This window comes from Nocardioides albertanoniae (assembly GCF_006716315.1).
In the GTDB taxonomy this organism is placed as follows: domain Bacteria; phylum Actinomycetota; class Actinomycetes; order Propionibacteriales; family Nocardioidaceae; genus Nocardioides; species Nocardioides albertanoniae.
This window is the reverse complement of sequence record NZ_VFOV01000001.1, coordinates 936,256-961,991: the sequence shown is the minus strand read 5'-3', so window position 1 is coordinate 961,991 and position 25,736 is coordinate 936,256. Positions and strand designations below refer to the sequence as shown.

The 25,736-nt window shown below is 69.7% G+C and carries 23 protein-coding genes, 1 tRNA gene and 1 riboswitch; of the genes, 9 read left to right on the top strand and 15 right to left on the bottom strand.

The window, feature by feature from the left end:
- Positions 1 to 103: 103 nt before the first annotated feature.
- Entirely contained in the window at positions 104 to 1,672 is a 1,569-nt protein-coding gene (locus tag FB381_RS04560) for an AMP-binding protein (RefSeq protein WP_141779188.1), read from the top strand.
- A 38-nt stretch (positions 1,673 to 1,710) separates the two neighbouring features.
- Here FB381_RS04560 and FB381_RS04555 read toward each other — a convergent pair whose 3' ends face one another.
- On the bottom strand, positions 1,711 to 2,619 hold the full coding sequence (locus FB381_RS04555; RefSeq protein ID WP_211352325.1) for an SGNH/GDSL hydrolase family protein: 909 nt from the start codon (positions 2,617 to 2,619) through the stop codon (positions 1,711 to 1,713).
- Between the two features lie 97 nt (positions 2,620 to 2,716).
- On the opposite strand from FB381_RS04555, the gene FB381_RS04550 reads away from it, so the two are divergent.
- On the top strand, positions 2,717 to 4,087 hold the full coding sequence (locus FB381_RS04550; RefSeq protein WP_170225048.1) for a PQQ-binding-like beta-propeller repeat protein: 1,371 nt from the start codon (positions 2,717 to 2,719) through the stop codon (positions 4,085 to 4,087).
- Between the two features lie 96 nt (positions 4,088 to 4,183).
- Here FB381_RS04550 and thrC read toward each other — a convergent pair whose 3' ends face one another.
- The 5 genes from thrC to napA all read right to left on the bottom strand — a co-directional run bounded on the left by thrC (position 4,184) and on the right by napA (position 10,039).
- Positions 4,184 to 5,458, bottom strand: a complete 1,275-nt coding sequence (gene thrC / locus FB381_RS04545; protein WP_141779186.1) for a threonine synthase — start codon at positions 5,456 to 5,458, stop codon at positions 4,184 to 4,186.
- Positions 5,459 to 5,469: 11 nt separating this feature from the next.
- Positions 5,470 to 5,608, bottom strand: a riboswitch (SAM riboswitch).
- 161 nt (positions 5,609 to 5,769) lie between these two features.
- Positions 5,770 to 8,091 (bottom strand): endopeptidase La, encoded by a 2,322-nt coding sequence (gene lon / locus FB381_RS04540; protein ID WP_141779185.1) that lies wholly within the window; start codon positions 8,089 to 8,091, stop codon positions 5,770 to 5,772.
- Positions 8,092 to 8,260: 169 nt separating this feature from the next.
- Complete coding sequence (otsB, locus tag FB381_RS04535) at positions 8,261 to 9,121, bottom strand: trehalose-phosphatase (RefSeq protein ID WP_141779184.1); 861 nt, start codon at positions 9,119 to 9,121, stop codon at positions 8,261 to 8,263.
- A 93-nt stretch (positions 9,122 to 9,214) separates the two neighbouring features.
- Positions 9,215 to 9,742, bottom strand: coding sequence for a LytR C-terminal domain-containing protein (locus tag FB381_RS04530; RefSeq protein ID WP_141779183.1), 528 nt, complete (start codon positions 9,740 to 9,742; stop codon positions 9,215 to 9,217).
- Entirely contained in the window at positions 9,743 to 10,039 is a 297-nt protein-coding gene (napA, locus tag FB381_RS04525; RefSeq protein WP_141779182.1) for a nucleoid-associated protein NapA, read from the bottom strand.
- A 158-nt stretch (positions 10,040 to 10,197) separates the two neighbouring features.
- Between napA and FB381_RS04520 the strand changes: the two genes are divergently transcribed.
- The gene (locus FB381_RS04520) at positions 10,198 to 11,625 is read left to right on the top strand and encodes an alpha,alpha-trehalose-phosphate synthase (UDP-forming) (RefSeq protein WP_425465438.1); all 1,428 of its coding nucleotides are present in this window, start codon (positions 10,198 to 10,200) and stop codon (positions 11,623 to 11,625) included.
- Between the two features lie 49 nt (positions 11,626 to 11,674).
- Complete coding sequence (locus FB381_RS04515; RefSeq protein ID WP_141779181.1) at positions 11,675 to 12,697, top strand: Gfo/Idh/MocA family protein; 1,023 nt, start codon at positions 11,675 to 11,677, stop codon at positions 12,695 to 12,697.
- Between the two features lie 132 nt (positions 12,698 to 12,829).
- On the opposite strand, the gene FB381_RS04510 is transcribed toward FB381_RS04515, so the two are convergent.
- Positions 12,830 to 14,380, bottom strand: coding sequence for an FMN-binding glutamate synthase family protein (locus FB381_RS04510; RefSeq protein ID WP_141779180.1), 1,551 nt, complete (start codon positions 14,378 to 14,380; stop codon positions 12,830 to 12,832).
- A 64-nt stretch (positions 14,381 to 14,444) separates the two neighbouring features.
- Complete coding sequence (locus FB381_RS04505; RefSeq protein ID WP_141779179.1) at positions 14,445 to 15,440, bottom strand: LLM class F420-dependent oxidoreductase; 996 nt, start codon at positions 15,438 to 15,440, stop codon at positions 14,445 to 14,447.
- 91 nt (positions 15,441 to 15,531) lie between these two features.
- Here FB381_RS04505 and FB381_RS04500 point away from each other — a divergent pair, with 91 nt between their 5' ends.
- The 4 genes from FB381_RS04500 to pdxY all read left to right on the top strand — a co-directional run bounded on the left by FB381_RS04500 (position 15,532) and on the right by pdxY (position 18,392).
- Positions 15,532 to 16,221 carry a uracil-DNA glycosylase gene (locus FB381_RS04500; RefSeq protein ID WP_141779178.1) on the top strand — a complete coding sequence of 230 codons (690 nt, stop codon included), beginning with the start codon at positions 15,532 to 15,534 and terminating at the stop codon, positions 16,219 to 16,221.
- A gap of 61 nt (positions 16,222 to 16,282) precedes the next feature.
- On the top strand, positions 16,283 to 16,846 hold the full coding sequence (locus tag FB381_RS04495) for a hypothetical protein (protein ID WP_141779177.1): 564 nt from the start codon (positions 16,283 to 16,285) through the stop codon (positions 16,844 to 16,846).
- A 17-nt stretch (positions 16,847 to 16,863) separates the two neighbouring features.
- Entirely contained in the window at positions 16,864 to 17,484 is a 621-nt protein-coding gene (locus FB381_RS04490) for a rhomboid family intramembrane serine protease (RefSeq protein ID WP_141779176.1), read from the top strand.
- Positions 17,485 to 17,540: 56 nt separating this feature from the next.
- A complete protein-coding gene (pdxY, locus tag FB381_RS04485) occupies positions 17,541 to 18,392 on the top strand; it encodes a pyridoxal kinase PdxY (RefSeq protein ID WP_141779175.1) in 852 nt (283 codons plus the stop codon).
- Here pdxY and FB381_RS24215 read toward each other — a convergent pair whose 3' ends face one another.
- Entirely contained in the window at positions 18,393 to 18,626 is a 234-nt protein-coding gene (locus FB381_RS24215) for an HNH endonuclease (protein ID WP_246087958.1), read from the bottom strand.
- A gap of 206 nt (positions 18,627 to 18,832) precedes the next feature.
- Positions 18,833 to 18,908, bottom strand: a tRNA-Thr gene (locus FB381_RS04475).
- 172 nt (positions 18,909 to 19,080) lie between these two features.
- On the opposite strand from FB381_RS04475, the gene FB381_RS04470 reads away from it, so the two are divergent.
- Positions 19,081 to 20,610 (top strand): alanine/glycine:cation symporter family protein, encoded by a 1,530-nt coding sequence (locus tag FB381_RS04470; protein WP_141779173.1) that lies wholly within the window; start codon positions 19,081 to 19,083, stop codon positions 20,608 to 20,610.
- A gap of 10 nt (positions 20,611 to 20,620) precedes the next feature.
- Here FB381_RS04470 and FB381_RS04465 read toward each other — a convergent pair whose 3' ends face one another.
- From FB381_RS04465 to nirD, 5 genes are all read right to left on the bottom strand, one after another.
- A complete protein-coding gene (locus FB381_RS04465; protein WP_141779172.1) occupies positions 20,621 to 22,138 on the bottom strand; it encodes a metallophosphoesterase in 1,518 nt (505 codons plus the stop codon).
- A gap of 47 nt (positions 22,139 to 22,185) precedes the next feature.
- A complete protein-coding gene (gene rlmB / locus FB381_RS04460) occupies positions 22,186 to 23,139 on the bottom strand; it encodes a 23S rRNA (guanosine(2251)-2'-O)-methyltransferase RlmB (protein ID WP_141779171.1) in 954 nt (317 codons plus the stop codon).
- A gap of 115 nt (positions 23,140 to 23,254) precedes the next feature.
- Positions 23,255 to 24,661: a cysteine--tRNA ligase gene (cysS, locus tag FB381_RS04455; RefSeq protein ID WP_141779170.1), complete on the bottom strand. Its 1,407-nt coding sequence runs from the start codon at positions 24,659 to 24,661 to the stop codon at positions 23,255 to 23,257.
- A gap of 116 nt (positions 24,662 to 24,777) precedes the next feature.
- Positions 24,778 to 25,257: a 2-C-methyl-D-erythritol 2,4-cyclodiphosphate synthase gene (ispF, locus tag FB381_RS04450; RefSeq protein ID WP_141779169.1), complete on the bottom strand. Its 480-nt coding sequence runs from the start codon at positions 25,255 to 25,257 to the stop codon at positions 24,778 to 24,780.
- A 61-nt stretch (positions 25,258 to 25,318) separates the two neighbouring features.
- The gene (nirD, locus tag FB381_RS04445) at positions 25,319 to 25,681 is read right to left on the bottom strand and encodes a nitrite reductase small subunit NirD (protein ID WP_141779168.1); all 363 of its coding nucleotides are present in this window, start codon (positions 25,679 to 25,681) and stop codon (positions 25,319 to 25,321) included.
- Between the last annotated feature and the right edge of the window lie 55 nt (positions 25,682 to 25,736).

Here is a 25,736-nt window from a genome sequence, read left to right as displayed (position 1 = left end):
TGATCCGACGTACGGTTCGGTTCCGTACGGCCCTACCCAAGGAAGCGCATCCGTCTCTGTGTCCGCCGTGATCCCCCTGACATTGCCCGACATCCTGGAAGCGATGGCCGATGCGATCCCCGACCGCACGGCCGTCGTCACCACCGACCGCGCCTACACCTACGCCGAGATCGACGAGCGTGCCACCCGCCTGGCCAACCACCTGCTCAGCATCGGCCTCGAGCCGGGCGCGCAGGTCGCGATCCACGCCACCAACCGGATCGAGTGGGTCGACGCGCTCTTCGGCTGCCTCAAGGCGCGCACGATCCCGGTCAACATCAACCACGGCTACCGCCGCGAGGAGCTGGCCCGCACCTACGCCGCCGCCGACTGCGTCGCGGCCATCGTCTCCCCCGAGTTCGCCGACGACCTGGACGAGCTCGACCTGAAGCTGGACCACCGGATCGTCCTGGGCGCCGACTACGACGCGAAGGTCGCCGCCGCGTCCAAGGAGCGCCCGAAGGTCGAGCGTACGCCGGGCGACTGGCACATCATCTACACCACCGGCACCACCGGCACCCCGAAGGGCGCGGTCTGGCGCCAGGAAGACCTGATCTGGGCGGCGCTCAACACGGTGCGCCGCAACGCGCCGATCCCGTCGGTGGCCGGCCTGGCCGCCGAGGCGACAGCGCGCGAGTCGGGCGTCGTGCTGCTCGCCGGTGGTCCGCTGCTCCACGGGCAGAGCCAGCTCCTGCTCCTGCGTGCCCTCGTCGCCGGCGGCACCGCGGTGCTCGACACCTCACCGACGTTCTCGGCCGAGGCCTTCCTCGACCTCGCCGAGAAGACCGGCGCCACCGCGATCACGCTGCTCGGCGACGCCCAGGCCCGACCGGTCGCCGAGGCCCGCCTGACCGGCAAGAAGCGCTGGCCGCTGCGTTCGCTGGCAGGGGTCTCCAACACCGCCGCGCCGCTCTCCGACGGGGTGCTCTCGGTGCTGCGCAACGCGTTCGCGCGCCGGGTCATCGTCGACTCCTACGGCACCCTGGAGACCGGTGTCACCGGGTCGCGTGCCGACGACGGGTCGTCGCTCGCACCCGGCGAGGCGCGCTTCATGGTCGGCCCGGAGGTGCAGGTCTTCAACCCCGACCTCACGCCGGCTGCTCCCGGGGTCGAGGGGCTCGTGGCCCGCTCGGGTCCGGCGGCGCTGGGCTACTACAAGGACAACGCCCGCTCGGCGAGCGCCATCAAGCTGATCGACAACCGCCGCTGGACCTTCGCCGGCGACATCGCCCGCCGCGAGCAGGACGGCTCGATCACCCTGCTCGGCCGGGCCGCCACCCTGGTCAGGACCGGCGACCTCGAGATCCACCCGGAGAACATCGAAGGCGTGCTCCTCGCCCACGACGACGTCGTCGACGCCGCGGTCTTCGGTATGCCCCACCCGCGCTGGGGCCAGCAGGTCGCCGCACTCGTGCAGGTGGCTGCGGCCTCCGAGGCCACGGCCGCCGACCTGCGCAGGCACGCCCGCGAGGTGCTCGGGGAGTCGCACGAGCCCAAGCTCGTGCTGCTCGTCGAGTCGGTGCCGCGTACGCCTGCGGGCACGGTGGACTACCGCGCCGCCGCGGGGCTCACCGCCGACCTGCTCAGCACCGGCCACAAGCGCCCCGACGAGGACGACGCCTCGAGCGACTGACCGCGGGGCGGCTCAGCCCACCACGCCGAGTCGGCTCGTCATGACGAGCCGACTCGACCTGCATCTGCGTCAGGATGCGCCGACTCGGCAGGGTCGGGCAGATGGTGGCCGAACGGGACCTGCTGGACCTGCCCCAGCGCAGCGAGCACGGAGGGCAGCATCGCCTTGGCGGTGCGCTTGTAGCCCATGGCGCTGGGGTGGAAGTGGTCGATGGCGAACATCTCGTCGGGGTTGGTGATGAAGAACGGGCCGACGACGTCGGAGAGGGAGACGACGTGGGCTCCCTTGGCCAGCGCGGTCTCGCGCTGCCCGTCGGCCAGCTGCTTGGCGATCCGGCGGCCGAGCGAGCGCAGCGGCTGCGGCAGGGGTCGCACCGCGCCGACATCGGGGCAGGTGCCGACGACGACCTCGGCTCCGCGCTCGCGCAGGGTGTCGATGACCTCGCCCAGCACTCGGGTGGAGTCCTTCTGCGGCACCCGGTGGGTCACGTCGTTGCCTCCGACGATCACCACGGCGACGTCGGGCCGATAGCGCTTCGGCAGCGAGTCGAGCTGCCCGGGGAGCATCGAGGTCTCGGCCCCGACCACCGCCGCCGTACGCAGCCGCACCGGTCGTTGCAGAGCCTTGGCCACCCCCTTGGCCAGCCGGCCGCCGAGCGTGCCGCCCCTGGTCTCCGCGCCGAGCCCGGCGGCGATCGAGTCGCCGAGCACGAGCAGCTCGACCGGCGTACCTCCGTAGGTCTTCTTGTAGACCTTGTCGGCGTCGATCGCCTCCTCGCCGAGCGGCTTGCCGATCACGTCGCGCGCGTGCGCCGCCTGTCTCTTCAGCAACGTCACGAACCCGGCTCCCGCCGCCGCTCCCACGACGCCGATCGCACCGGCGACCCCGGCGGTCGCGGCGACCATGCCGAGCCACCTGGCCTCTTCACTCGTCTTCGCGCTGCTCACATTCCTTATCTGTAGCGCACGAGGGTGAACGGACGGTTCACCCGGGTGCGACCTGCGACGCAGCGGACGGCAGAGGCCGCATAGTGGTGCCATGGTCATGTCTCGGGCACAGGCGATCACCGCTGCGGCCATGTTCATCGTCGGCGTCGCACTGGTCGTGTGGACGCTGATCGGTGATCTCGGGATGCGGTGGGGTGTGATCGGGAGCGTCCTGCTCGGCTTCACGGCGGTCGAGGTCTACCTGATGCTGCTGGACGACGAGCAGCGCAGGCCGGTCCGCACCCGGCTCTACCTGCTGACCCCGTTGATCAGTGGCGGGATCTTCGCGGCCGCGGTGATCCAGGAGCGCCCCGACCCGGTGCCTGGTGCCGTGCTCGCCGAGGGCGGATCGGCGATCGGGTCGTACGACGGGGGCGCACTCACATGGGGCATGTTGGACGGGCTGGCGAGGACTGCGAACGGCCACACCCGTCCTGTCGGCGATGACGACGACAGCTTCTTCGATCCTCCGGTGCTGGCCACCGAGAACGTCGTGATCGACAGCCGTCGTTACGTCGTAACCTCGTATGACCCGGTGTCCGGCAAGGAACGATGGTCGCGGCGGATCCCGTACTTCGACGTGTTCCGACGGTACGGCGACCTGCTCGTCTATGAGGGCGACGGCTACACCGCCGCGTTGGAGATCACCTCAGGTGAGGACCGATGGCGTCGGGTCGGTGGGCCGACGCTGGGCAACGGCGGGCTGATCGTCACCGGCACCGATCGGTGGTGGGACCTCAACTTCACCTCTGGGATGCACGGACTGATCGATCAGGTCCGCTACGTCGGAATCCGCGACACGAAGTCCTACCGGCACCTCGCTGTCGTCGACGTCACGAGCGGGAAGGTGGTCCGCACCGAGCCGTTCGCCTTCCAGAGGGACCCGTTCGCCATCGCCGGCGACTTCCTCTACACCGCCGACTCCGACGGTGCGCGCGCCATCTCGCTGGTCGGCGACGGACCGCCCCGGCCGGTCGCGATGCGGCCCCACGACAACTCCGCCGACGTCGAGGAACCGGACAGGCTCTTCGAGTCGAAGTATCCCGGCTTCATCGGGGCCATGCCGGACGCGTGGCAGTTCCCGGAGAAACCGGACATCACGATCGATCGCAATGCGACCGGCCGACCGGCCTTCCCCGTGGTCTCGGCCTCGGGCGAGCAGGCGGTCTGGTTCGCCGGGTCGCCCCGCGTGGTCAGGATCGAGGATGCGTACGAGGAGATCCTCGCGTACGCCTACGACGACGGCACCTATCTCCAGCTCGTCACGGATCGCGATGCCGTCGGCACTCGAGTGCATCGTCTCGACGTGGTGCGCGGGCGCACGGTGGCGAGCTACGCGGTGGCCGTCGACACGGAGGCCGAACCGACGCTGTCACTGCGCAACGGGCTGGCCTGCGTCGGCGGCGAGTGTCGCCGACTGACCGAGTGACGCCTCGCTATGACAGAGGGTCTGACCTCGTGATTCTTTCACAAGGTCAGACCCTCTGTCATAGTCGCGAAGGACCCGCGTTACCCGCTGACAGCCCTACGCCTGGGAGAGCCCGGCGTCCTCGAAGGCGTCGTAGTTGGGGGCGATGGTGGCGCGAGGGCCGACGATGCCGCTGACCGCGTCGAGGGTCTTCAGGCCGTGGCCGGTGTTGATGATCACCGTCTCCAGGCTCGGGTCGAGGGCACCGGTCTCGACGAGCTTCTTGGTGACCGCGAGCGTGGTGCCGCCGGCCGTCTCGGTGAAGATGCCCTCGGTGCGCGCCAGGAGCACGATCGCCTCACGGATCTCGTCGTCGGAGACCTCCTCGACCGCGCCGCCGGTGGAGCGGGTGGCGTCGAGCACGTAGATGCCGTCGGCGGGGTTGCCGATCGCCAGCGACTTGGCGATGGTGTCGGGCTTGACCGGGCGGATCGCGTCCACACCCGACTTGAAGGCGGTGGCGACGGGGTTGCAGCCGGTGGCCTGCGCACCGAAGATCCGGTAGGGCTTCTCCTCGACGAGACCGAGCTTGATCAGCTCCTTGAAGGCCTTGTCGACCTTGGTCAGCTGGGATCCGGAGGCGACCGGGATGACGATCTGGTCGGGCAGGCGCCAGCCGAGCTGCTCGGCGATCTCGAAGCCGAGCGTCTTGGAGCCCTCGGCGTAGAAGGGACGTACGTTGACGTTCACGAACGCCCAGCCCTCCTCCTCCGCGGCGATCTCCTGGGCGAGCTTGTTGACGTCGTCGTAGTTGCCGTCGACGGCGATCAGGTTGTCGGTGAAGACGGCCGAGTTGACCTGCTTGGGCTGCTCGAGGTTGCTCGGGATGAAGACGGCGGTGGGGATCCCGGCGCGGGCGCCGGCGGCGGCGACGGCGTTGGCCAGGTTGCCGGTGCTCGGGCAGGCGAAGACCTTCGCATCGAGCTCGCGGGCGGCGCTCAGCGCGCAGGCGACCACGCGGTCCTTGAAGGAGTTGGTCGGGTTGGTCGAGTCGTCCTTCACCCAGATCTTCTCCAGGCCGAGCTCCTTGGCGAGGTTCTTCGCGTCCAGGAGGCGAGTGAAGCCGGGCTCGGTGTTGGGGCTCTGCTCGATGTCGGCCGGCACCGGCAGCAGCGCCTTGTAGCGCCAGATGTTGCGGGGTCCGGCCTCGATCTCCTCGCGGGTCACGGCCGGGAAGTCATAGGCCACCTCCAGTGGCCCGAAACACTCCGGACAGGCGTAGTGCGGACCGAGCTCGATCTGGTGACCGCACTCGCGGCACGACAGCGCCGAGGCGTTGCCGAAAGCGCCCTCGCGCAGGCCCTTCGTCGTCTCCGTGGTCGCAGCGCTCATGAGAAACCTCCTCCTCATCTTCCCCGATCACGTCTCTCGCGCCGGGCCGGAATTAGCACCTGCTCCGCTACCCGCCCTGGCATGGGAGGAGGCTCGCGGTCGGTTGCCGGGACTTCACTGGGCCGTTCCCTCAGTCCCTCTCGATGAGCAGTAGCGATCGTACGGCAGGTATCAACCGCCCAACACACCCGGGTTCCACTCCGCGGACCGGCTGTCCAGCATCCGGGATGCCCCGAGGTGTAACACGCTGTTACGCGGACTACCCGGTCGTTCAGAACGACCGGGTAGTCCTACGAACGACGTGTTACAGCTCAGGCGGCGTGCGCCGGAGCGACCGTCGACTCCCCCTCGGCGGCGGCCAGGGCGCCGCGTACGACATCCCTGACATCGCTCACCAGGTTGATCTTCAGCGCCTGCTTCACCTCGTCGGGCACCTCGTCGAGGTCGGGCTCGTTGCGCTGGGGCACGAAGACCTCGGTGAGACCGGCACGCTGGGCGGCGAGCAGCTTCTGCTTGAGGCCGCCGATGGGCAGCACCCGGCCGGAGAGGGAGACCTCACCGGTCATGCCGACCTCGCCGCGCACCGGGCGACCGGTGGCGAGCGACGTGAGCGCGGTGACCATCGTGATCCCGGCGCTGGGCCCGTCCTTCGGCACCGCACCTGCCGGCACGTGGACGTGGAGCGAGCGGTCCAGCACGGCCGGGTCGACGCCCAGCTCGGCCGCGTGCGAGCGGACGAACGAGAGCGCTATCTGCGCCGACTCCTTCATCACCTCACCGAGCTGGCCGGTGATGTTCAGGCCGGTCTGCCCGTCGGACGCGGACGCCTCGATGAAGAGCACGTCCCCACCGAGCCCCGTGACGGCCAGTCCGGTGGCAACACCCGGGACCGACGTACGCTCCGCCGACTCCGGCGTGAAGCGCGGGCGGCCGACGAGGTCCTTGAGGTTGTCCAGGTCGATCTCGACGCGCTCCGCCCCGGTCGCCAGCCGTGTCGCCGCCTTGCGCAGCGCCTTGGCGAGCAGCCGCTCGAGCTGGCGTACGCCGGCCTCACGGGTGTAGTTGGCGGCCAGCTCACGCAGCGCCTCGTCGGAGATCGTCGCCTCCTCGGTGGTCACCGCGGCGCGCTCGAGCTGCCGGGGCAGCAGGAAGTCGCGGGCGATGGCGACCTTGTCGTCCTCGGTGTAGCCGTCGATGGTGACCAGCTCCATGCGGTCCAGCAGCGCCGACGGGATCTGCTCGACCACGTTGGCCGTGGCGATGAAGAGCACGTCGGAGAGGTCCAGGTCGAGCTCGAGGTAGTGGTCGCGGAAGGTGTGGTTCTGCGCCGGGTCGAGCACCTCGAGCAGCGCCGCAGCGGGGTCACCGCGGTAGTCGGAGCCGACCTTGTCGACCTCGTCGAGGAGCACGACCGGGTTCATCGAGCCGGACTCCTTGATGGCCCGCACGATCCGGCCCGGGAGCGCGCCGACGTAGGTGCGCCGGTGGCCGCGGATCTCGGCCTCGTCGCGGACGCCACCGAGCGCGACGCGAACGAACTTTCGTCCGAGCGAGCGCGCCACCGACTCACCGAGCGAGGTCTTGCCGACTCCCGGAGGACCGGCGAGCAGCACCACGGCGCCGGAGCCGCGGCCGCCGATGACCTGCAGCCCGCGCTCGGCGCGGCGCGAACGCACCGCCAGATACTCGACGATCCGGTCCTTGACCTCCTCGAGGCCGTGGTGGTCGGCATCGAGCACCTCACGCGCGGCCTCGACGTCGGTCGAGTCCTCGGTGACGACACCCCAGGGCAGCTCGAGCACGGTGTCGAGCCAGGTGCGGATCCAGGCGGTCTCGGGGTTCTGCTCGGATCCCCGCTCGAGCTTGTCGACCTCGCGCAGCGCGGCCTCGCGTACGGCCCCGGGAAGGTCGGCGGACTCGACCCGGGCCCGGTAGTCGTCGGAGCCCTCGGGCTCGCCCTCGCCGAGCTCCTTGCGGATCGCGGCCAGCTGCTGGCGCAGCAGGAACTCCCGCTGCGTCTTCTCCATGCCGTCGCGTACGTCCTCGGCGATCTTGTCGGTGACCTCGGCCTCGGCGATGTAGTCCTTGGCCCACTCGATCACCTTCTCGAGGCGCTCGACGACGTCGGGCGTCTCCAGCAGCTCGCGCTTGGCCTCGTCCTCGAGATAGGGCGCGTAGCCGGCGGTGTCGGCGATCTCCGAGGGGTCGCTCAGGCGGTTGACCTGGTCGATGACCGGCCACGCCTCACGGCGCTGCAGCACGGCGACGACCAGGCGCTTGTAGTCCTCGGCCAGCTCGTGCGCGCGCTCGTCGGCGGTCTCCTCGACCGTCTCCACCTCGACCCACAGCGCCGCACCGGGGCCGGTCACGCCGGCACCGATCCGCGCCCGCGCGTCGGCACGCAGCACCGCCGCGGCCTCGCCACCACGGAAGCGGCCGACCCGCTCGACCGTCGCGACCGCACCGTACGTCGCGTAGCGATCGCCCAGCCGTGGCGCGACCAGGACCCGGCTCTCCGAGCTGGCCCGAGCGGCATCGATCGCCGCCTGGGCTGCTTCGTCGAGCTCGATCGGCACGACCATCCCTGGCAGCACCACGGCATCGGAGACGAACAGCACGGGAAGCTTGTCCATGACGGACCCTCCTAGAAGAAGTTGAGTGATACCGGCTCAACTTCCGAGGGAAACCGGATGTTCCCTCCGGTTAAAGTGTTCGCTGTGGGCGAACGGAGCGAGGTGTAACACGCTGTTACACCGACTATCCGGTCGTTCTCATAGGGCGGGTAGTCCTACGAACGACGTGTTACCCCTCCGCTGCGGCGGCCGTCAGCCCCCGCAGCAGCCCCAGCACACCTTCCACCCCGTCGACCTCGACATCGGCGAGCTCGGCGAGCGGGCCGCGGTCGAGGCCGGGGTGGGCGTAGACGAGGAGCGTCGGCGCGGAGGCGCGCTCGCCCCACTTCCTGATCGCCTCGAAGGCCTCGATGTCACCGAGGTCGTCACCCCCGAACACGATCGCGCGCGGAGAGACCTCGTCGACCAGCGTGTCGATCGCATGACCCTTGTGCATGCCGGGCGCGCGCACCTCGATCACCTGCTTGCCGGGCTCGATCATCAGCCCGTGCTCGGCAGCGAGAGCGGTCATCTCCGGGAGCAGCCGCTCGACCAGTCCGTCAGGGTCGGGGAGCCGGCGGGTGTGCACGCCGACGGCGAGACCCTTCTCCTCGATGTAGGCCTCCTGCACGCCCTGGCTCTCGAGCAGCGCCGGCAGAGCCTCCTCGAAGGCGGCGAGCCCCTCGGGCGGCGGCGGGCCGACGACGACCCGGTCGGAGCCGCTCCAGCGCTCGTTGCCGTACTGCCCGAAGACGTAGAGCTCCTTGCCCATCTCCGCGAGCGCGTCGGCGATCGCGTCGAGCCCGCCGAGCTCGACGACCTGGCCGGCAGGGCGGCCGGTGACGATGGCCAGCGCCTTCACCCGGGCGCCGAGCGCGATCAGCACGTCGGCGGCGTCGGGGTGGATGCGCGCGGCGGACGGGTCGACGACGATCGGCGACAGCGTGCCGTCGAAGTCGAGTCCGACGAGCGCGTCGGCGGCAGCAGCGGCGACCGCGGCGTACTTCTGCTCACCGACGTCGGTGGAGCCATCACGCTGGAGTTCGGGCATGCCTCAATCGTGACACGTCAACCACGTCCCGGCAGAGCCGTCGGCGGGTGGGCGTGCGGCAGATCACATGCCCGCGAAACGTCCGTGTTGAGCTCAGAGGGCGCCGGTCAGGACGACCGTCAGCCGGTCACCCTTCATCGAGCCCTCGACGGCCACATGGGTTCGTTTGATGCCGAGATCCGCGGCGAGCTGCTCGCCCTCACGCTTCATCACCGGCGGGTAGTAGACGGTGCTCTCGGGGATGGCGCCGACCCAGTTGTCCTCGCCGACCACGTTCCACCCGACCGTGGTGGCCTTCCCGGCGACCTCGCCGGCCAGCCCCGCGATCCGGGTGTTGTTGTAGATCTCGACGTTGACCTTGCTGCGCTCGACGGGCTTGGGCGCGGTCTTCGCCGGCTTCTTCTCGACCGGCTTCTTCTCGGCCTTCTTCGGGGCCGTGGACGCGGTCGCCGACGGAGTGCCACCGGCAGGGGTGATCTCCTTCTCCCCGCCCTTGTCGTCGCCGCCGGTGAGCCAGAAGACGATCACCGCCGCGACGACGGCGAACACGCTGAGCGCGATGACGGGCGCGGGCAGGGCAACTCCCCGCTCGTCCTTCGAGTGACGTACGCAGCCGGTCATTCAGACCTCGAAACCGAGCCGTCTCGCCGAGCGCTGACGCTGCCGGGCCGCGCGGAGCCGACGGAGCCGACGCACCAGCAGCGGGTCGGCCTCGAGGGCCTCCGGCTTGTCGATCAAGGCGTTGAGCACCTGGTAGTAGCGAGTGGCGGACATGTTGAACGCCTCGCGCACGGCTGCTTCCTTCGCGCCGGCGTACTTCCACCACTGACGCTCGAAGTCCAGGATCTGCTTGTCACGCTCACTGAGGCTCGAGGGGTCCTCACCCTGGCCGGTGACCTGCACATTGACAGCGCTCATTCTTCGTCCCCCGGGGTCGTCTGCATCTGGCCACAGACTAACCCGGCGAACTACACGCCTGTGGTTCACCCTGCGGCGTGTTACTTGACAGGTATTTCTCCCCACCGGCTGAGACCACTCCGCGCCCAACCGGGCCTCGGTCGATTAGAGTCGGAGACGTGCAGGCTGACCTGGTAATCGTGGCCAACCGGCTGCCCGTCGATCGCGTGGAGATGCCGGACGGCACGAAGGCGTGGCGACGCTCGCCCGGAGGCCTCGTCAGCGCGCTCGAGCCGGTGCTCCGCGCCAACGAGGGTGTCTGGATCGGGTGGCCCGGCGGCACCGACGAAGACCTCGAGCCGTTCGAGGACGACGGCCTCCACCTGCTGCCGATGACGATGACCGCGCAGGACATCGAGGAGCACTACGAGGGCTTCTCCAACGGCACCCTTTGGCCGCTCTACCACGACGTCGTCGCCAAGCCGGAGTTCCACCGCGAGTGGTGGGACGGCTATCAGCGGGTCAACCAGCGGTTCGCCGAGAAGTGCGCCGAGGTCGCCGCCAAGGGCGCGACCGTCTGGGTGCAGGACTACCAGCTCCAGCTGGTGCCGCAGATGCTGCGCGAGCTCCGCCCCGACCTGCGCATCGGCTTCTACCTGCACATCCCGTTCCCTCCGGCCGAGCTGTTCCAGCAGGTGCCGTGGCGCCGCCAGTTGCTCGAGGGGCTCCTCGGGGCCGACCTGGTCGGCTTCCAGCTCCCGCAGGCGGCACAGAACTTCGTACGCCTCGTGCGCCAGCGCGTCGGCCACAAGACCCATCGCGACCTGGTCTACCTGCCCGACGGGCGCACCGTGCGCGCCGCCGCCTTCCCGATCTCGATCGACTTCATCGGCTTCGACGAGATGGCCCACGACGAGGGCGTCAACCAGCGCGCCAAGGAGATCCGCCAGCAGCTCGGCGACCCGAAGAAGATCCTGCTCGGTGTCGACCGGCTCGACTACACCAAGGGCATCTACGCCAGGCTGCGCGCCTACGGCGAGCTGATCCGCGACACCCACCTCGACGTCGAGGACGCCATCTTCGTGCAGGTGGCGGTGCCCTCGCGCGAGCGCGTCGAGCAGTACCGCAAGCTGCGCGACGACATCGACCGCCTCGTCGGCCGGCTCAACGGCGACCTCGGTCGCATCGGCCGCCCCGCGATCGCCTACCTGCACACCTCGCTGCCCCGCAACGAGATGGCCGCGCTCTACCGCGCCGCCGACATCATGGTCGTCACCCCCTACCGCGACGGGATGAACCTGGTCGCGAAGGAGTACGTCGCTACCCGCTACGAGGACGACGGCGCGCTCGTGCTCTCCGAGTTCGCCGGCGCCGCCGAGGAGCTGCGCCAGGCCTGGCTCGTGAACCCCTACGACATCAACGGGATGAAGGCCGCGCTGCTGGAGGCCTACGAGGCCGAGCCCAAGGAGCTCACCCGCCGGATGAAGGCGATGCGCAAGCAGGTCGCCGCCCGCGACGTACGCCACTGGGCAGACACCTTCCTCGAGGAGCTCGCCGGGGTGCCGGGCAACCACACCAAGAGCGTGCTCCCACCCAACGCACGGTGACGGCTGCTGCCCTGGTGCCGCCCGGGCAGGGCGCCACTAGAGTCGGGGCGTGACCACCAACTCTGACCCGATCAGGTGGGGAATTCTCGGCACCGGCCGGATCGCCCACTCCCTCGCCACCGACCTGATGCTCGTGCCCGACGGCCGTCTCGTGGCCGTCGGCTCGCGGACCAAGGAGTCGGCCGAGTCCTTCGCGAAGGACTACGAGGCCGACGGACCTGTCCGCGCGCACGGCTCCTACGAGGAGCTGGCCGCCGACGAGGAGGTCGACGTCGTCTACATCGCCTCGCCCCACTCCCACCATCTCGAGCACGCCACGCTGGTGCTCGAGGCCGGCAAGCCCGTGCTGTGCGAGAAGGCGCTGACGCTCAACGCCGCCGACTCGCAGACGATGGTCGACCTGGCCGCCTCCAAGAAGCTGTTCCTGATGGAAGCCATGTGGATGGCGACCAACCCGATCATCCGGCGCGTGGTCGCCGATGTGCAGTCGGGGCGGTTCGGCGCACCTCGTCACGTGCACGCCGAGCTCGGCTTCGTCGCCGACCCCGAGAAGCACCAGCGGCTCCTCGACCCGGCGCTCGGCGCCAGCGCGCTGCTCGACATGGGCATCTACCCCCTCACCTTCGCCCACCTCCTCTTCGGCGAGGCCCGCTCGCTGACCGCACAGGCCAACCTCGGTGAGGGCGCCGACGGCGGCACCTTCGACCTCGACCTGGTGATGACCGGGAAGTACGCCGAGAACCGGCTCTCCACGATGGTCGCCTCGGTCACCTCCTACTCCTCGCGCTCGGCGGCCATCGCCACCGACCAGGGCCGCGTCGAGCTGAGCGACTTCCACCACCCCTCCTCGGCGGTCTTCAAGCCCGCCAACGGCGACGAGCCGGTCGAGATCGTGGGCGACGAGCCCGTCATCGGCGCGGCGTACGGCAACGAGATCGTCGAAGTGCAGCGCTGCCTGCGCGAGGGCCTCCTCGAGTCGCCCCTCGTCACGCACGCCCAGACCCTCAGCCTGATGCGTCAGATGGACATGATCCGCGCGTCCATCGGCGCCCGCTACGCCACCGAGGCCTGACCCCCTCCAGCCCAGGAGTCACTCCCACAGGCCGAAGCGTCAGCTCTGCAGGTCGAGTGGGCACCTTCGTGCCCACTCGACCTGCAGAAGCGACCTCTCGACCTGCAGGAGTGACGTCTCGGCGGGGATCGATCAGGCGGTCGACGGCTTCTCGTTGAACGTACGCTGCGGGTGGACCACGGCGAGGAGGTCGTCGGTGACCTGGCGGCCGAGGCTGCCCCAGTGGTCCTTGTAGCCGTAGACGCCGGCGAGGGTGCGGGACTCGTAGTCGCCGTTCATGACCTCGATGTCGTGCGGGGTGATCAGGCCGGGGTGGGCGACGCCGACGGCGGCGGAGAGCTTCATCAGCTCCTTGCGCATCGTCTTGAGGTAGCTCGCACAGCGGTCGCCCTTGTCCATCGGGTCGAGGCCGCCGGTGAGCCACTTGTTCTGCGTCGCGACGCCGGTCGGGCAGACGTCCTCGTGGCACCGCTGCGACTGGATGCACCCGATGGACAGCATCGCCTCCCGGCCGACGTTGATCATGTCGGCACCGAGTGCGAAGGCGACCGCGGCGTTCTCCGGGAGCCCGACCTTGGCCGAGGCGATGAAGGTGACCGAGTCGGTCAGCCCGAGCTCGGCGAAGGTGCCGTAGACCCGGGAGAAGCCGATCCGGAAGGGCATCGCGACGGCGTCGGCGAAGATCAGCGGCGCGGCGCCGGTGCCACCTTCGGCACCGTCGATGGTGATGAAGTCGACCCCGCGCTCGCCCGACTGCATCTTGGCGGCGAGCTCCTGCCAGAACCCCATCTCACCGACCGCCGACTTGATACCGACCGGCAGCCCGGTCTCCTCGGCGAGCATCTCGACGAAGTCGAGCATCGAGTCGACGTCGGAGAAGGCGCTGTGGCGAGACGGCGACGCGCAGTCCTTGCCGACCTCGATGCCGCGGATCTCGGCGATCTCCGGGCTCACCTTGGCCGCCGGCAGCAGGCCGCCGAGGCCGGGCTTGGCGCCTTGGGAGAGCTTGATCTCGATCGCCTTGACCGGCGCCGTCGCGACCCGCTCCTTGAGCCGGTCGAGGCTGAAGGAGCCGTCGGGGTTGCGGCAGCCGAAGTAGGCGGTGCCGATCTGCAGGATCAGGTCGGCCCCACCCTCGAGGTGGTAAGGCGAGATGCCGCCCTCGCCGCTGTTGTGCATCGCGCCGGCCCGGCTCGCGCCGCGGCTGAGCGCCTTGATCGCCGGCCCCGACAGCGACCCGAAGCTCATCGCCGAGATGTTGATGACCGACTCCGGCCGGAACGCCTTCGCCCGGCCCCGCGGCCCGCCGAGGACCTTCGCCGAGGGCAGCTTCGCCGCCGGGTCGTGGTCGTCGGGCAGGGCGTCGGCAAACGTACGGTGCTTGATCTGGACGTGGCCCTGAAGGTGCTCGATGTCGTTGTCGGTGCCGAAGCCGAAGTAGTTGTTCTGCTCCTTCGACGAGGCGTAGACCCATCGACGCTGGTCACGGCTGAACGGCCGCTCCTCGTCGTTGCTCGTCACGATGTATTGGCGCAGCTCCGGCCCGATCTTCTCGAGCAGGTAGCGGGCATGTCCCAACACCGGAAAGTTCCGCAGGACCGCGTGCTTGCGCTGGGTGAGGTCGCGCGCGGCGATCACGCCCGCGGCAACGGCCACTCCCCCGACCAGGGTCGTCATCTTCATGTACGTCTTCCTACCTGTCGCTCATGCACTTGTAAACGTTCCACCCGGGGCGTCGGCCATCGCCTCAGGCGAGCTCCGGGATCACCTGCGACTCGAAGAGCTCGAGCGAGGAGCGGTCGTAGGCGGCGTCGGCGAAGTAGGTGATGGCGTAGGTCATCCCAAGCTCCTCGAGCGCCTTCAGCTTCTCGACGATCTGCTCCGGTGTGCCGACCAGCCCCTGGACGCCGATGCGGCGGGCATGCTCGGGGCCCGCACTCTCGCCCAGCGACGTGGCGAGGTGGTCGGCGTACCAGTCGATCTTGTCCTGCGCCTCCTTCTCGGTCTCCCCGATGAAGACGTTGTAGTTGGACGAGCGGGTGATCTCGGAGAAGTCGCGGCCGACCGTGTCGCAGTGGGCCCGCAGGATCTCCGACTTCGACCGGAACGTCTCGGCGTCCCCACCGAAGTTGGTGTAGTCGGCGTACTGCGCGGCGATCTTGAGCGTCACCTTCTCGCCTCCGCCGGCGATCCACAGCGGGATGCCGGAGCGGCCCTTCTGGAGCGGCAGCGGCTGACAGATGGCGCCGTCGACCTGGTAGTACGTGCCGTCGAGCGAGGAGACGCCCTTCGTCCAGGCCTGCTGGAAGATCTGCACACCCTCGCGCAGCATCCCGAGCCGGTCGCGGGCCGCGGGGAAGCCGTAGCCGTAGGCGCGCCACTCGTGCTCGTACCAGCCCGCGCCGATGCCCATCTCGATCCGGCCGCCGCTGATGTGGTCGGCCGTGGCGGCGACCTTCGCCAGGTAGGCCGGGTTGCGGTAGGACATGCACGAGCACATCTGACCGAGCCGGATCCTCGACGTCACCGCACCCAGGCCGGCCATCAGCGACCAGGCCTCGTGGGTCGCCTGGTCCGACGGCTCCGGGGTCGTGTGGAAGTGGTCGTAGACCCAAGCGCTCTCGAAGGCCGAGCCGGCGTCGGCATGGGTCACCAGATCCCTCATCGTCGTCCACTGGTCCGCGGGGTCGACCCCGACGAGGTCGAAGCGCCATCCCTGCGGGACGAAGAAACCGAACTTCATGCCTACTCCTTCATGGATCCGATGTGGCTGCCACAGAACCGCCTGTCACAGACAACGTATCCGTCGGCGCCAGCCGATACCCTCACGATCTATGAGTGGACTCGCTGGACTCGTGGACAAGGGCCTGATGGCAGCCGACTGGGCCGAGGCGCTGGCTCCGGTCGAGCCTCAGATCGAGCAGATGGGCCGCTTCCTGCGCGACGAGCTCGCGGCCAGGCGCCCCTACCTTCCCGACGGCGACCGCATCTTCAACGCCTTCCGACGGCCGCTGCGAGACGTACGCGTCCTGATCGTCGGCCAGGATCCCTACCCGACGATCGGGCACCCGATCGGGCTCAGCTTCGCCGTCGAGAAGGACGTACGCCCCCTGCCCGCGTCGCTGCGCAACATCTATGCCGAGATGGCGACCGACCTCGACGTGAAGGCGCCCGAGCACGGCGACCTCTCGGCCTGGGCCGACCGCGGGGTGATGCTGCTCAACACCTCGCTGACGGTGCGTCCCGGCGCACCTGCGTCGCACTCGAAGAAGGGCTGGGAGGAGGTCACCGGGCGCGCGATCGACGTGCTCGGCAACCGCGGCGGCCCGCTGGTCGCGGTCCTGTGGGGCCGGCACGCGCAGAATCTCGAGCCGAAGCTGCGCAGCGTTCCCGCGATCAAGTCGGTCCACCCCTCACCGCTCTCCGCGCGACGCGGGTTCTTCGGCTCGCGGCCGTTCTCCCGCGCCAACGCGCTCCTGGTCGAGCAGGGCGGCTCACCGATCGACTGGTCGTTGCCCGACTGAGCCTCCCGCACACCGTGCGCGGACTAGGATCGGAGCATCGGCGCGCTGAACGGGGGTCAGGGTGGGTGAGGAGACGACCGGACCGACCCTGTCCGTCCCGCAGGGGGTCAAGATCGGCGGCGCCGTCGTCGCGATCCTGCTCGCGGTGTGGGCCGCCGTCCTCGGTGGCCGGATCCTGATGGACCGGTCCGGGCCGCCCGAGTTCCCCGCCGGCGGCGTACGCGACTGGGCGACGTTCGCCGACCACCTCGTGCTCGGCACCCCTGACGGCGAGGACCGGCTCGACATCACCACGGTCCTGTGGTCGCGGCAGGGCGCGCACCCGATCAACCGGCGGATCACGGTCGCGGCCGAGATGACCGAGGGCGAGGCGTACGCCGTGCCGGTCGCCTGGCTCGAGGACGACGACGGCGGGGACGACGGCCGCTGGGTGGCGCTGTCCCAGGATGCGGTCGTGCGGCTGTCCGAGGGGCGGATCGCCGGCGCCGGTGACACCTGGGCCGAGCATCACCTCGGGGAGCATCCGCGTGCTCTGGCGAGCGAGCTCTACGAGACCGGCCCCTATCCGGCCGCGGTCCCCCACCTCTACGAGAGCCTCCGCCAACGACTGGCCGCTGTGGAGTAGTCGGTAGGATTTCTGCCGTGAGCCAGGAATCCCCCACGCGCATCCAACGCACCCACTGGCTCCGTGCCGGGATCTGGGCGCTCGGTTTCGTCGCTCTGCTGTGGGTCCTCGAAGCCACCGACTACATCAGCGGGCACCAGCTCGACACCCTCGGCATCGTGCCGCGCACCGACGCCGGGCTGCTCGGCATCGTGTTCGCCCCGGTGCTGCACTTCGGGTGGGCCCACCTCTACGGCAATACCCTGCCCGCGCTCATCCTCAGCTTCCTGGTGCTCGCCTCCGGGGTCGGCCGCGGGATCGTGGCCACGCTCATCGTCTGGGTCGTCGGCGGTGTCGGCGTCTGGCTGATGTCGCCGGCGGGCAGCATCACCGCCGGCACCTCGATGCTGATCTTCGGCTGGCTGACCTACCTGATCCTGCGTGGCATGTTCAGCCACCGCGTCGGTCAGATCGTCATCGGCGTGCTCATCTTCCTGGCCTACGGCAGCCTGCTCCTCGGTGTGCTCCCCGGGCAGCCCGGGGTCTCGTGGCAGGGACACCTCTACGGCGCGATCGGTGGCGCGCTGGCGGCCTGGCTGCTCCACGACCCGTCACAGAAGACGGCCGGAAAGAAGAAGCCGACCAAGAAGTCCGCCTGACCTGCCTTGGTCGACCCGGTCGACGCGCAGGCCGGGTTCTGGAGGAAACTGTGACCATGCAGATCCTCTCCATCCAGTCGCACGTCGCCTTCGGCTACGTCGGCAACTCGGCGGCCGTCTTCCCCATCCAGCGGCTCGGTCACGAGGTCTGGCCGGTGCTCACGGTCAACTTCTCCAACCACACCGGCTACGGCGCCTGGCGTGGACCCGTCGTGTCGGCCGACCAGGTCGCCGAGGTCATCGAGGGGATCTCCGAGCGCGACGGTCTTTCCACCGTCTCCGCCGTGCTGTCCGGCTACCAGGGCGATCCCGCCGTCGGCGCGCACATCCTGGAGACCGCGCGCCGGGTCAAGGAGCTCAACCCGCGCGCGCTCTACTGCTGCGACCCGGTGATGGGCGACGTCGGGCGGGGCATGTTCGTGCGCGAGGGCATCCCCGAGTTCATGCGTGACGAGGTCGTGCCGGCCGCCGACGTGATCACACCCAACCACTTCGAGCTCAACTTCCTGGCGGGCGTGGAGTCGACCAACACGCTGGACGAGGTGCTCGCGGCCGTCGACTCGGTGCGGGAGTCCGGCCCGTCCAACGTGCTCGTCACCTCGGTGATCACCGAGACCGACCCCACCCACCTGGATCTCGTCGCCGTCTCCGACGAGGGCGCCTGGTCGGTCACCACGCCCCTGCTCCCGATCTCTCCGAACGGCGGCGGCGACGTCACCGCGGCCGTCTACCTCTCCCACCTGCTCTCGACCGGCTCGACCCCGACCGCCCTCGGCCACACGGCCAACACCCTCTTCGCCATCCTCGCCCGCACCCTCGAGTCCGGCCGCCGCGAGCTCGAGCTCGTCGCGAGCCAGGACGACATCGCCCACCCGCCGACGACGTACGAGGTCACGCAGCTGCGCTGATCAGTAGGACTTGCCGTCGGCGTACCGCTGCCGCCGCCAGGCCCGGCCGCTCCCCCGGTTCTTCGCCTTGTACGTCGGGAGCTGGCTGTCGCAGTTCGGGCAGACCAGCCTCAGGTTCTCCCGCCTGTTGTTGGTCGCGTCGCCGTCGATGTGGTCCAGCACGAAGGTCAGCTCGAGGTCGTTCCACGACGCTGGGAATGCGCATATCGCACAGTGGCCGACTTGATCCTCCATCAGGTGGAGCTTCACGTAATGACGCCGGCTGCCGCTGAGGTTAGCCTCACCGGTCTTCAACCATCGTTCGATCTTCGCCCGACGTTCCATCGCCCTCTGGCAGGCGTTGCTGCAGAATCTGAGCTGGTGGCGCTTCTCAAGGGGCGCACCACACCCCACGCAAACTCTCATGTCGGTGAGACTAAGCGCGACCACCGACAACTTCGTGGAGCCGATGACAGGACTCGAACCTGCGATCTTGGTCTTACAAGGACCCTGCTGTACCAACTCAGCTACACCGGCATGCCGTACGCCAGAGCGACGACTGCACAATCGTAGCCAGTCGCAGCCCGATCTGCGCAGCCAGCGGGTCGCCCGACCGACGGGTCGCTGAGCAACCCTCGAAAACACTCGCATGATCGAGGTCTGAGATGGTTCCCTTCTTCCGAACAAACGGCAGACGAAGGGAAAGCGGATGACGGACGTCTTGGGCGCGATCAGCGCGGTCGTATGGAGCGACTGGCTGGTGTATCTCTGCCTCGCGGTGGGGGTGTTCTTCTCCGTGAGATCTCGGTTCCTGCAGGTGCGTCACTTCCCCGAGATGCTGCGGCTCCTGGCGCGCGGCCAGAAGTCGCCCTCCGGGGTCTCCTCGTTCCAGGCGCTCGCGATGTCGCTCGCCGGGCGCGTCGGCACAGGCAACATCGCGGGTGTCGCGACCGCGATCGCGTTCGGTGGCCCGGGTGCGATGTTCTGGATGTGGGCGGTCGCCTTCCTGGGTGCCTCGACGTCGTTCGTGGAGAGCACGCTGGGTCAGGTCTACAAGACTCGCGACCCGCTGACCGGTGAATACCGCGGCGGTCCGGCCTACTACTTCAGCCGGGCGTTCGCGCACACTCGCGCTGGCCGCTACTTCACGATCTATGGGTTCATCTTCGCGGCCGTGACGGTGCTGGCGTGCGGCGTACTCCTGCCCGGCGTGCAGGCGAACTCGATGTCCGCCGCGATGACCAACGCCTGGGGCGTCCCGGACTGGGGCGTCGCGCTCGCGACCGTCGTCGTGCTCGCGTTCGTCGTGGTCGGTGGCGTCAAGCGCATCGCGTCCTTCGCGACCCTCGTGGTGCCGTTCATGGCGGTCGCCTACGTCCTCGTCGCCATGGTCGTCGTGGTCGTCAACGCCGACCGTCTCCCGGCGGTGCTCAGCGACGTCTTCTCGAGCGCCTTCGGGCTCCACTCCACGTTCGGCGCCGTGCTCGGTATGGCCGTGATGTGGGGCGTCAAGCGTGGCGTCTACTCCAACGAGGCCGGGCAGGGCACCGGCCCGCACGCGGCCGCCGCGGCCGAGGTCTCGCACCCCGCCAAGCAGGGCCTCGTGCAGGCCTTCGCCGTCTACGTCGACACCCTGTTCGTCTGCTCCGCCACCGGTTTCCTCATGCTCTCCACCGGCGCCTACCGCGTCTTCGAGGGCGGCAGCGAGAGCGGCGGCGTCCTCGCCGACGGTGGCAGGCTCCCCGCCGGGACCGAGGTCGGCCCGGCCTACACCCAGACGGCCTTCGACACCGTGTTCCCCGGCATCGGTGCGTCCTTCATCGCGATCTCGCTGCTGTTCTTCTGCTTCACCACGATGGTGGCCTACTACTACATGGCCGAGACCAACCTGCGCTTCCTCGTCGGCCGCTTCGCCACCGTGCCGCTGGGCGGTCGCCGTGGCGTCTCGCTCGGCCGCGTGGTGACGCTCCTGCTGCAGGTGCTGATCCTCGCTGCCTCGGCCTACGGCTGCGTCTCGACGGCCAGCGACGCCTGGACGCTCGGCGACATCGGTGTCGCCCTGATGGCGTGGCTGAACATCATCGGGATCCTCGTGCTCCAGCAGCCGGCGTTCGCTGCGCTCCGCGACTACGAGCGGCAGAAGAAGCAGGGGCTCGACCCGGTCTTCGACCCGCGTGCGCTGGGCATCACCGGAGCCACCTTCTGGGAGACCTACGAGCCCGAGCGTCAGCGGGTCTAGCCAGCCGGGTCTAGCGAGCCGGGTCTAGCGGGACGTAGGTGTGTGCGGTGAGGGCGCCGTTGGTCTCGAGCTCGACCGACTGGAGCCCGACGGGGAGCCCGTCGGCGTAGGTGATCAGGGTGACCTCGGCGGTGCGGCGGATCTTCCCCATCGCGAAGGCGTACGCCGCGCCGCCGGTCGTGCCGTTGGTGTAGGTCCAGCCGACGTCGCCGTTCTCGCCCTCGACCTCGCTGGGCCCGGAGTGCACGTGGCGGTGCCCGCCGACGACGAGGGTGGCGCAGCCCCGGGCCAGGGTCTGGCGGCCCAGGGAGGGGTCGTGGACGAGAAGGGTGCCGATCGGCGTGCCGTCCTCCTGGGCGGCGCAAGCGATGTCGGCCAGCTTCGAGCCCGCCTCCTCGAAGCTGATCCCCTGGTCGTCGACCCAGTTGCCCAGGCCGCTGGTGCGTGGGTCGGGTACGCCGAGGATCGTGGAGTCGCCGGGGCCGTCGACGACCTCTCCGTCGAGGACGGTCCAGCCCTTCTTGTCGAGATAGTCGCCGACGGTCGGGCCGTGGTCGTGGTTGCCGGTGACCGCCCACTTGTCGAGCCCGTCGCTCGCGTCGGTGAGCGAGTCGAGGGAGAAGGTCTCCCAGTCGGAGCCGGTCGAGGTGTCGTCGCCGGCGTCGAGGATCCCGGTGGCTCCGCCCTCGTCGGCGATCGCACGCACGACGGCGTCCATCCCGACGTTGTCGTGCCGGTCCGAGACGAGCACCGACACGGTCTCGTCGGCCGACGGCTTGCGCAGCTCCAGGTCCGACGTCTTCTCGACGACCTTCTGATAGAAGGTGCGGCTCGAGTCATAGGTGTCGACGGCGCTGGCCACCAGCCGCCGGGTCTGCCTGGCGTAGGCGTCGCCGCGCACCTCCACCCCGGCGAGGTCGTCGGGCAACGGGATCTCGGGGCCGAGGAAGTCGCCCAACGGGGTCCACCTGCCGGCGACCAGTGCGGCGTCCCTGTCGGCGGCGGGGGCCTCCGGCTCGTTCCAGGGCTGCCAGACGGCGACCGCGACCACTGCCACGGCGACCACGCCGACCCCTGCGGTGGCGAGGCCTCGTCGCGTACGGACCCGGCCCTTGGCCAGGCGAAGCAGGTCGGCACGACGCCGTGGGCCGGGCAACCGCCACAGCAGGACGCCTCCGGCGACGATCACGAGCGAGACCGCAGCACCACGCACCGCCGCGGCGACGAGCATCGACTCGACCTGCTCGACGACCACGGCACGCTGGCCGTCGGGCGCCGACCCGAGCACCGCATAGCGCTCGAAGAGCTCGTCCATCGAGTGCAGCTCGGTCTTGCCGAGCGTGACGTCGACGCCCACCGGGCCGGAGACGTCGAGGCGTACGTCGGGCAGCACCGGCCCGGTGTGGATGATCGCCTTGCCCGACAGCGTCGGGCGCAGGGTCGAGTCGTGGCCGGCGAGCACCATCTGACGTTCGCTGGACAGGAAGAGCCACGCGCTCACCCCGACGGCGAGCACGAGCCACAACACTCCTAGCCCCGCCCACAGGGCGAGGCCACGAAGCAGGCTGCGACGGGTCAGCGCCGCGCCTCCGCAACCGCGTAGAGCACCACCGAGGCAGCGACGCCGGCGTTGAGCGACTCGACCGAGTTGACCATCGGGATCGAGACGATCTGGTCGCAGGTCTCCTGCACCAGCCGGGAGAGCCCACCGCCCTCGGCGCCGACGACGATCACCAGCGGACCGTCGGCGAGCCCCTCGGGGGCGGCCAGACCGGGCAGGTCGACGTCGCCCTCCATGTCGAGCCCGACGACCATGCAGCCGGCCTCCTGGTAGGCCTTCAGCTGCCGGGTCAGGTTGACCGTCTGGGCGACCGGGATCCGCGCCGCCGCGCCCGCGGACGTCTTCCAGGCGGCGGCGGTCACGCCGGCCGCGCGCCGCTCCGGGATCACCACACCGTGGGCGCCGAACGCGGCCGCGCTGCGCACGATGGCGCCGAGGTTGCGTGGGTCGGTGACCTGGTCGAGCGCCACGATCAGCGGCGGCTCCCCCACCTCGTCGGCACGGTCGAGCAGATCGTCGGCGTGGGCGTACTCGTAGGCCGGGATGCGCGCCGCCAGCCCCTGGTGACCGTTGAAGCCGGTCTGGCGGTCGAGCTCGCCCTTGGTCACCTCGAGCAGCGAGATGCCCTTCTCGGAGGCGAGCTGGAAGGCCTCGCGCAGCCGGCCGTCGCGCTCGGCACCCTCGGCGACGTAGATGCCGTTGACCGGCACGTCCTCGCGCAGCGCCTCCACGACCGAGTTGCGGCCGATGATCCACTCGGCGTCGCCGGCTGACCGCTTGCGCGGCTTGCCGCCACGCTGCTCAGCGGCCTTCGCCGCCTTGTAGGCCTTGTGGTAGGGCCGGTCCTTCGCCTTCGGCGTCGGTCCCTTGCCCTCGAGCCCGCGGCGTACGTTGCCGCCGGTGCCCGCCGTGGCGCCCTTCTTGCGACCCTTCGAGATCGCCCCGCGACGCTGGGAGTTGCCTGCCATCAGTGTTGTCCCGTCCGTTGATCACCGAGGTGGCTCGGTGAGATGTCACTTCCTTCGCGGAGCTCCACGAAGGAGGTGCGCGTTCGCCGAGTTACCTCGGTCAGCATCCGAGCCATCAGATGCTCCACTTCGGCCCGGCCGGAGTGTCTTCGATCTCGATCCCGGCGTCCTTGAGGCGGTCTCGCAGCGCGTCGGCGCGGGCCCAGTCCTTGGTCGCGCGCGCCTCCGTACGCTCCTCGAGGAGGCCACGCACCAGGACGTCGATCGCCAAGGTCAGCTTCTCGTCGTCGCCGCCGGCCGGGCCCCAGGCGGGGTCGGCCGGGTCGAGCCCGAGCACGTCGAGCATGCTGCGTACGCTCGCGGCGACCCCACGCAGCGCGGGAGTGTCGCCGCCGGCGAGGAGCTTGTTGCCCTCGCGGACGACGTCGTGCAGGGCGCCGACCGCCGCCGGGGTGCCGAGGTCGTCGTCCATCGCCTCGACGAACTCCGCGCAGGCGACACCGTCGCTCGGGATCTCGCCGATCGTCTCGGCGGCCCGGTCGAGGAAGTTCTCGATCCGCTGGAACGCCTGCGCCGCGTCGTCGAGCGCCTCGAAGGAGAACTCGACGTGGGAGCGGTAGTGGGCGGCCACGAGGTAGTAGCGCAGCTCGATGCCGCGCACCTTCTTCAAGACCTCGGGGATGACCAGCGAGTTGCCCAGCGACTTCGACATCTTCTCGCCCGAGGTGGTGATCCAGGCGTTGTGGAGCCAGTAGCTCGCGAACGGCCGGCCGGCGGCGCGCGACTGCGCCTGCTCGTTCTCGTGGTGCGGGAAGCGCAGGTCGAGGCCACCGCCGTGGAAGTCGAACGCCGGGCCGAGGTATTTCCCGGCCATCGCCGAGCACTCGATGTGCCATCCGGGACGACCCGGACCCCAGGGCGAGGGCCACGAGGCGGTCTCCGGCTCGGAGACCTTCCGGCCCTTCCACAGCGCGAAGTCGCGCGAATCGCGCTTCCCGCGAGGGTCGGCGTCGGCCGCGGCCTCCATGTCGTCGACCTTCTGGCCGGACAGCTCGCCGTAGGCGGGCCAGGAGCGCACGTCGAAGTAGACGTCGGCCGAGCCGTCCTCGGCCGCGTAGGCGTGGCCCTTGGCGATCAGCTCCTCGATCAGCGCGATGATCTCGGGGATGTGGCCGGTGGCCAGCGGCTCGTAGGTGGGCCGGGCGACGTTGAGCGAGGCGTAGGCGGCGTCGAGCTCACGGTGCATGTCGTAGGCGAGGTTGTACCAGGGCCGGTGCTGCTCGCCCGACTTCGCCAGGATCTTGTCGTCGATGTCGGTGACGTTGCGGATGAAGGTCGTCTCATAGCCCGAGGCCCGCAGCCACCGCTGCAGCACGTCGAAGTTCACGCCGCTGCGTACGTGACCGACGTGGGGCTCCGACTGCACGGTCAGCCCACAGACGTAGAGCGACGCCTTGCCGGGCTGCAAGGGAGTGAAGTCACGTGCTTCACGGGTCGCCGAGTCGTAGAGCCGAAGTGCCATGCCCCAAGTCTAGGGACGCAGCCTGCGAGTACAGGATTCGCGACGCGCGTTGAGCGAGCGCCAGCGAGCGAACCGTGGGCATCTCATCGTGCCCCGCCGGTATTCTGGCGCCTGCGCTACCGGCGGGGCGCGATGAGCACGGTGGCGATGGCGGCGACGCCTTCGCCGCGTCCGGTGAGTCCGAGACCGTCGGTCGTCGTGGCGGTCACCGAGACGCTCGCGCCCGCCGCCTCGGAGAGCGCCTGGCTGGCCTCCGCCCGCCGGGGGCCGATCTTCGGTCGGTTGCCGATCACCTGGACGGCGATGTTGCCGATCTCGAAACCGGCCTCGCGCACCCGGCGAGCCGCCTCCTGCAGCAGTGTGGCTCCGGCCGCGCCGGACCACTCCGGCTCGGCGGTGCCGAAGTTGGACCCGAGGTCGCCGAGGCCTGCGGCCGAGAAGAGCGCGTCGCAGCAGGCGTGGGCGGCGACGTCGCCGTCGGAGTGGCCGGCCAGGCCCTGCGGCTCGTCGGGGAAGCTGAGCCCGGCGAGATGCATCGGCACACCGTCGGCGAGGCTGTGTACGTCGGTCCCGACGCCGACCAGAGGAAGCTGCACGCTCCGCAGTCTCCCAGATGCTCCCAGATACCCGGTCAGCTGCCCGGCCGGGCGGGCGCGGTCAGCCCACCTTGCGGCGCCCGACGTGAATGAGCCCGTCGACGACCCGCACCTCGTAGGCGGGGATCGCGACGTGCGGGTCGTCGAGACACCGTCCCGTACGCAGGTCGAACCCGTGCCGGTGAGCGGGCGAGGCGACGAACGGCACGCCGTCGCGGACGCCCACGATCCCTCTGGCGATCACCGACGCCTTGGCGAACGGATCGTGGTTGCCCAGCGCGTAGACGATGTCGCCGGGCATCCGGAAGATGGCGATCGCCTGGCCGTGGACCAGTGCGGTGGCTCCCCGCTCCATCCCGAGCGCGGCGACCTGGCAGACCGAGTGCCACTCGGCATGCCTGTCCCCGTGAGAGCGAGTGCTCATGACGTCGAACCTAGGGCGCGCAGCTTCCGTCTCCTGTTTCGGCTTGTAACGGGTG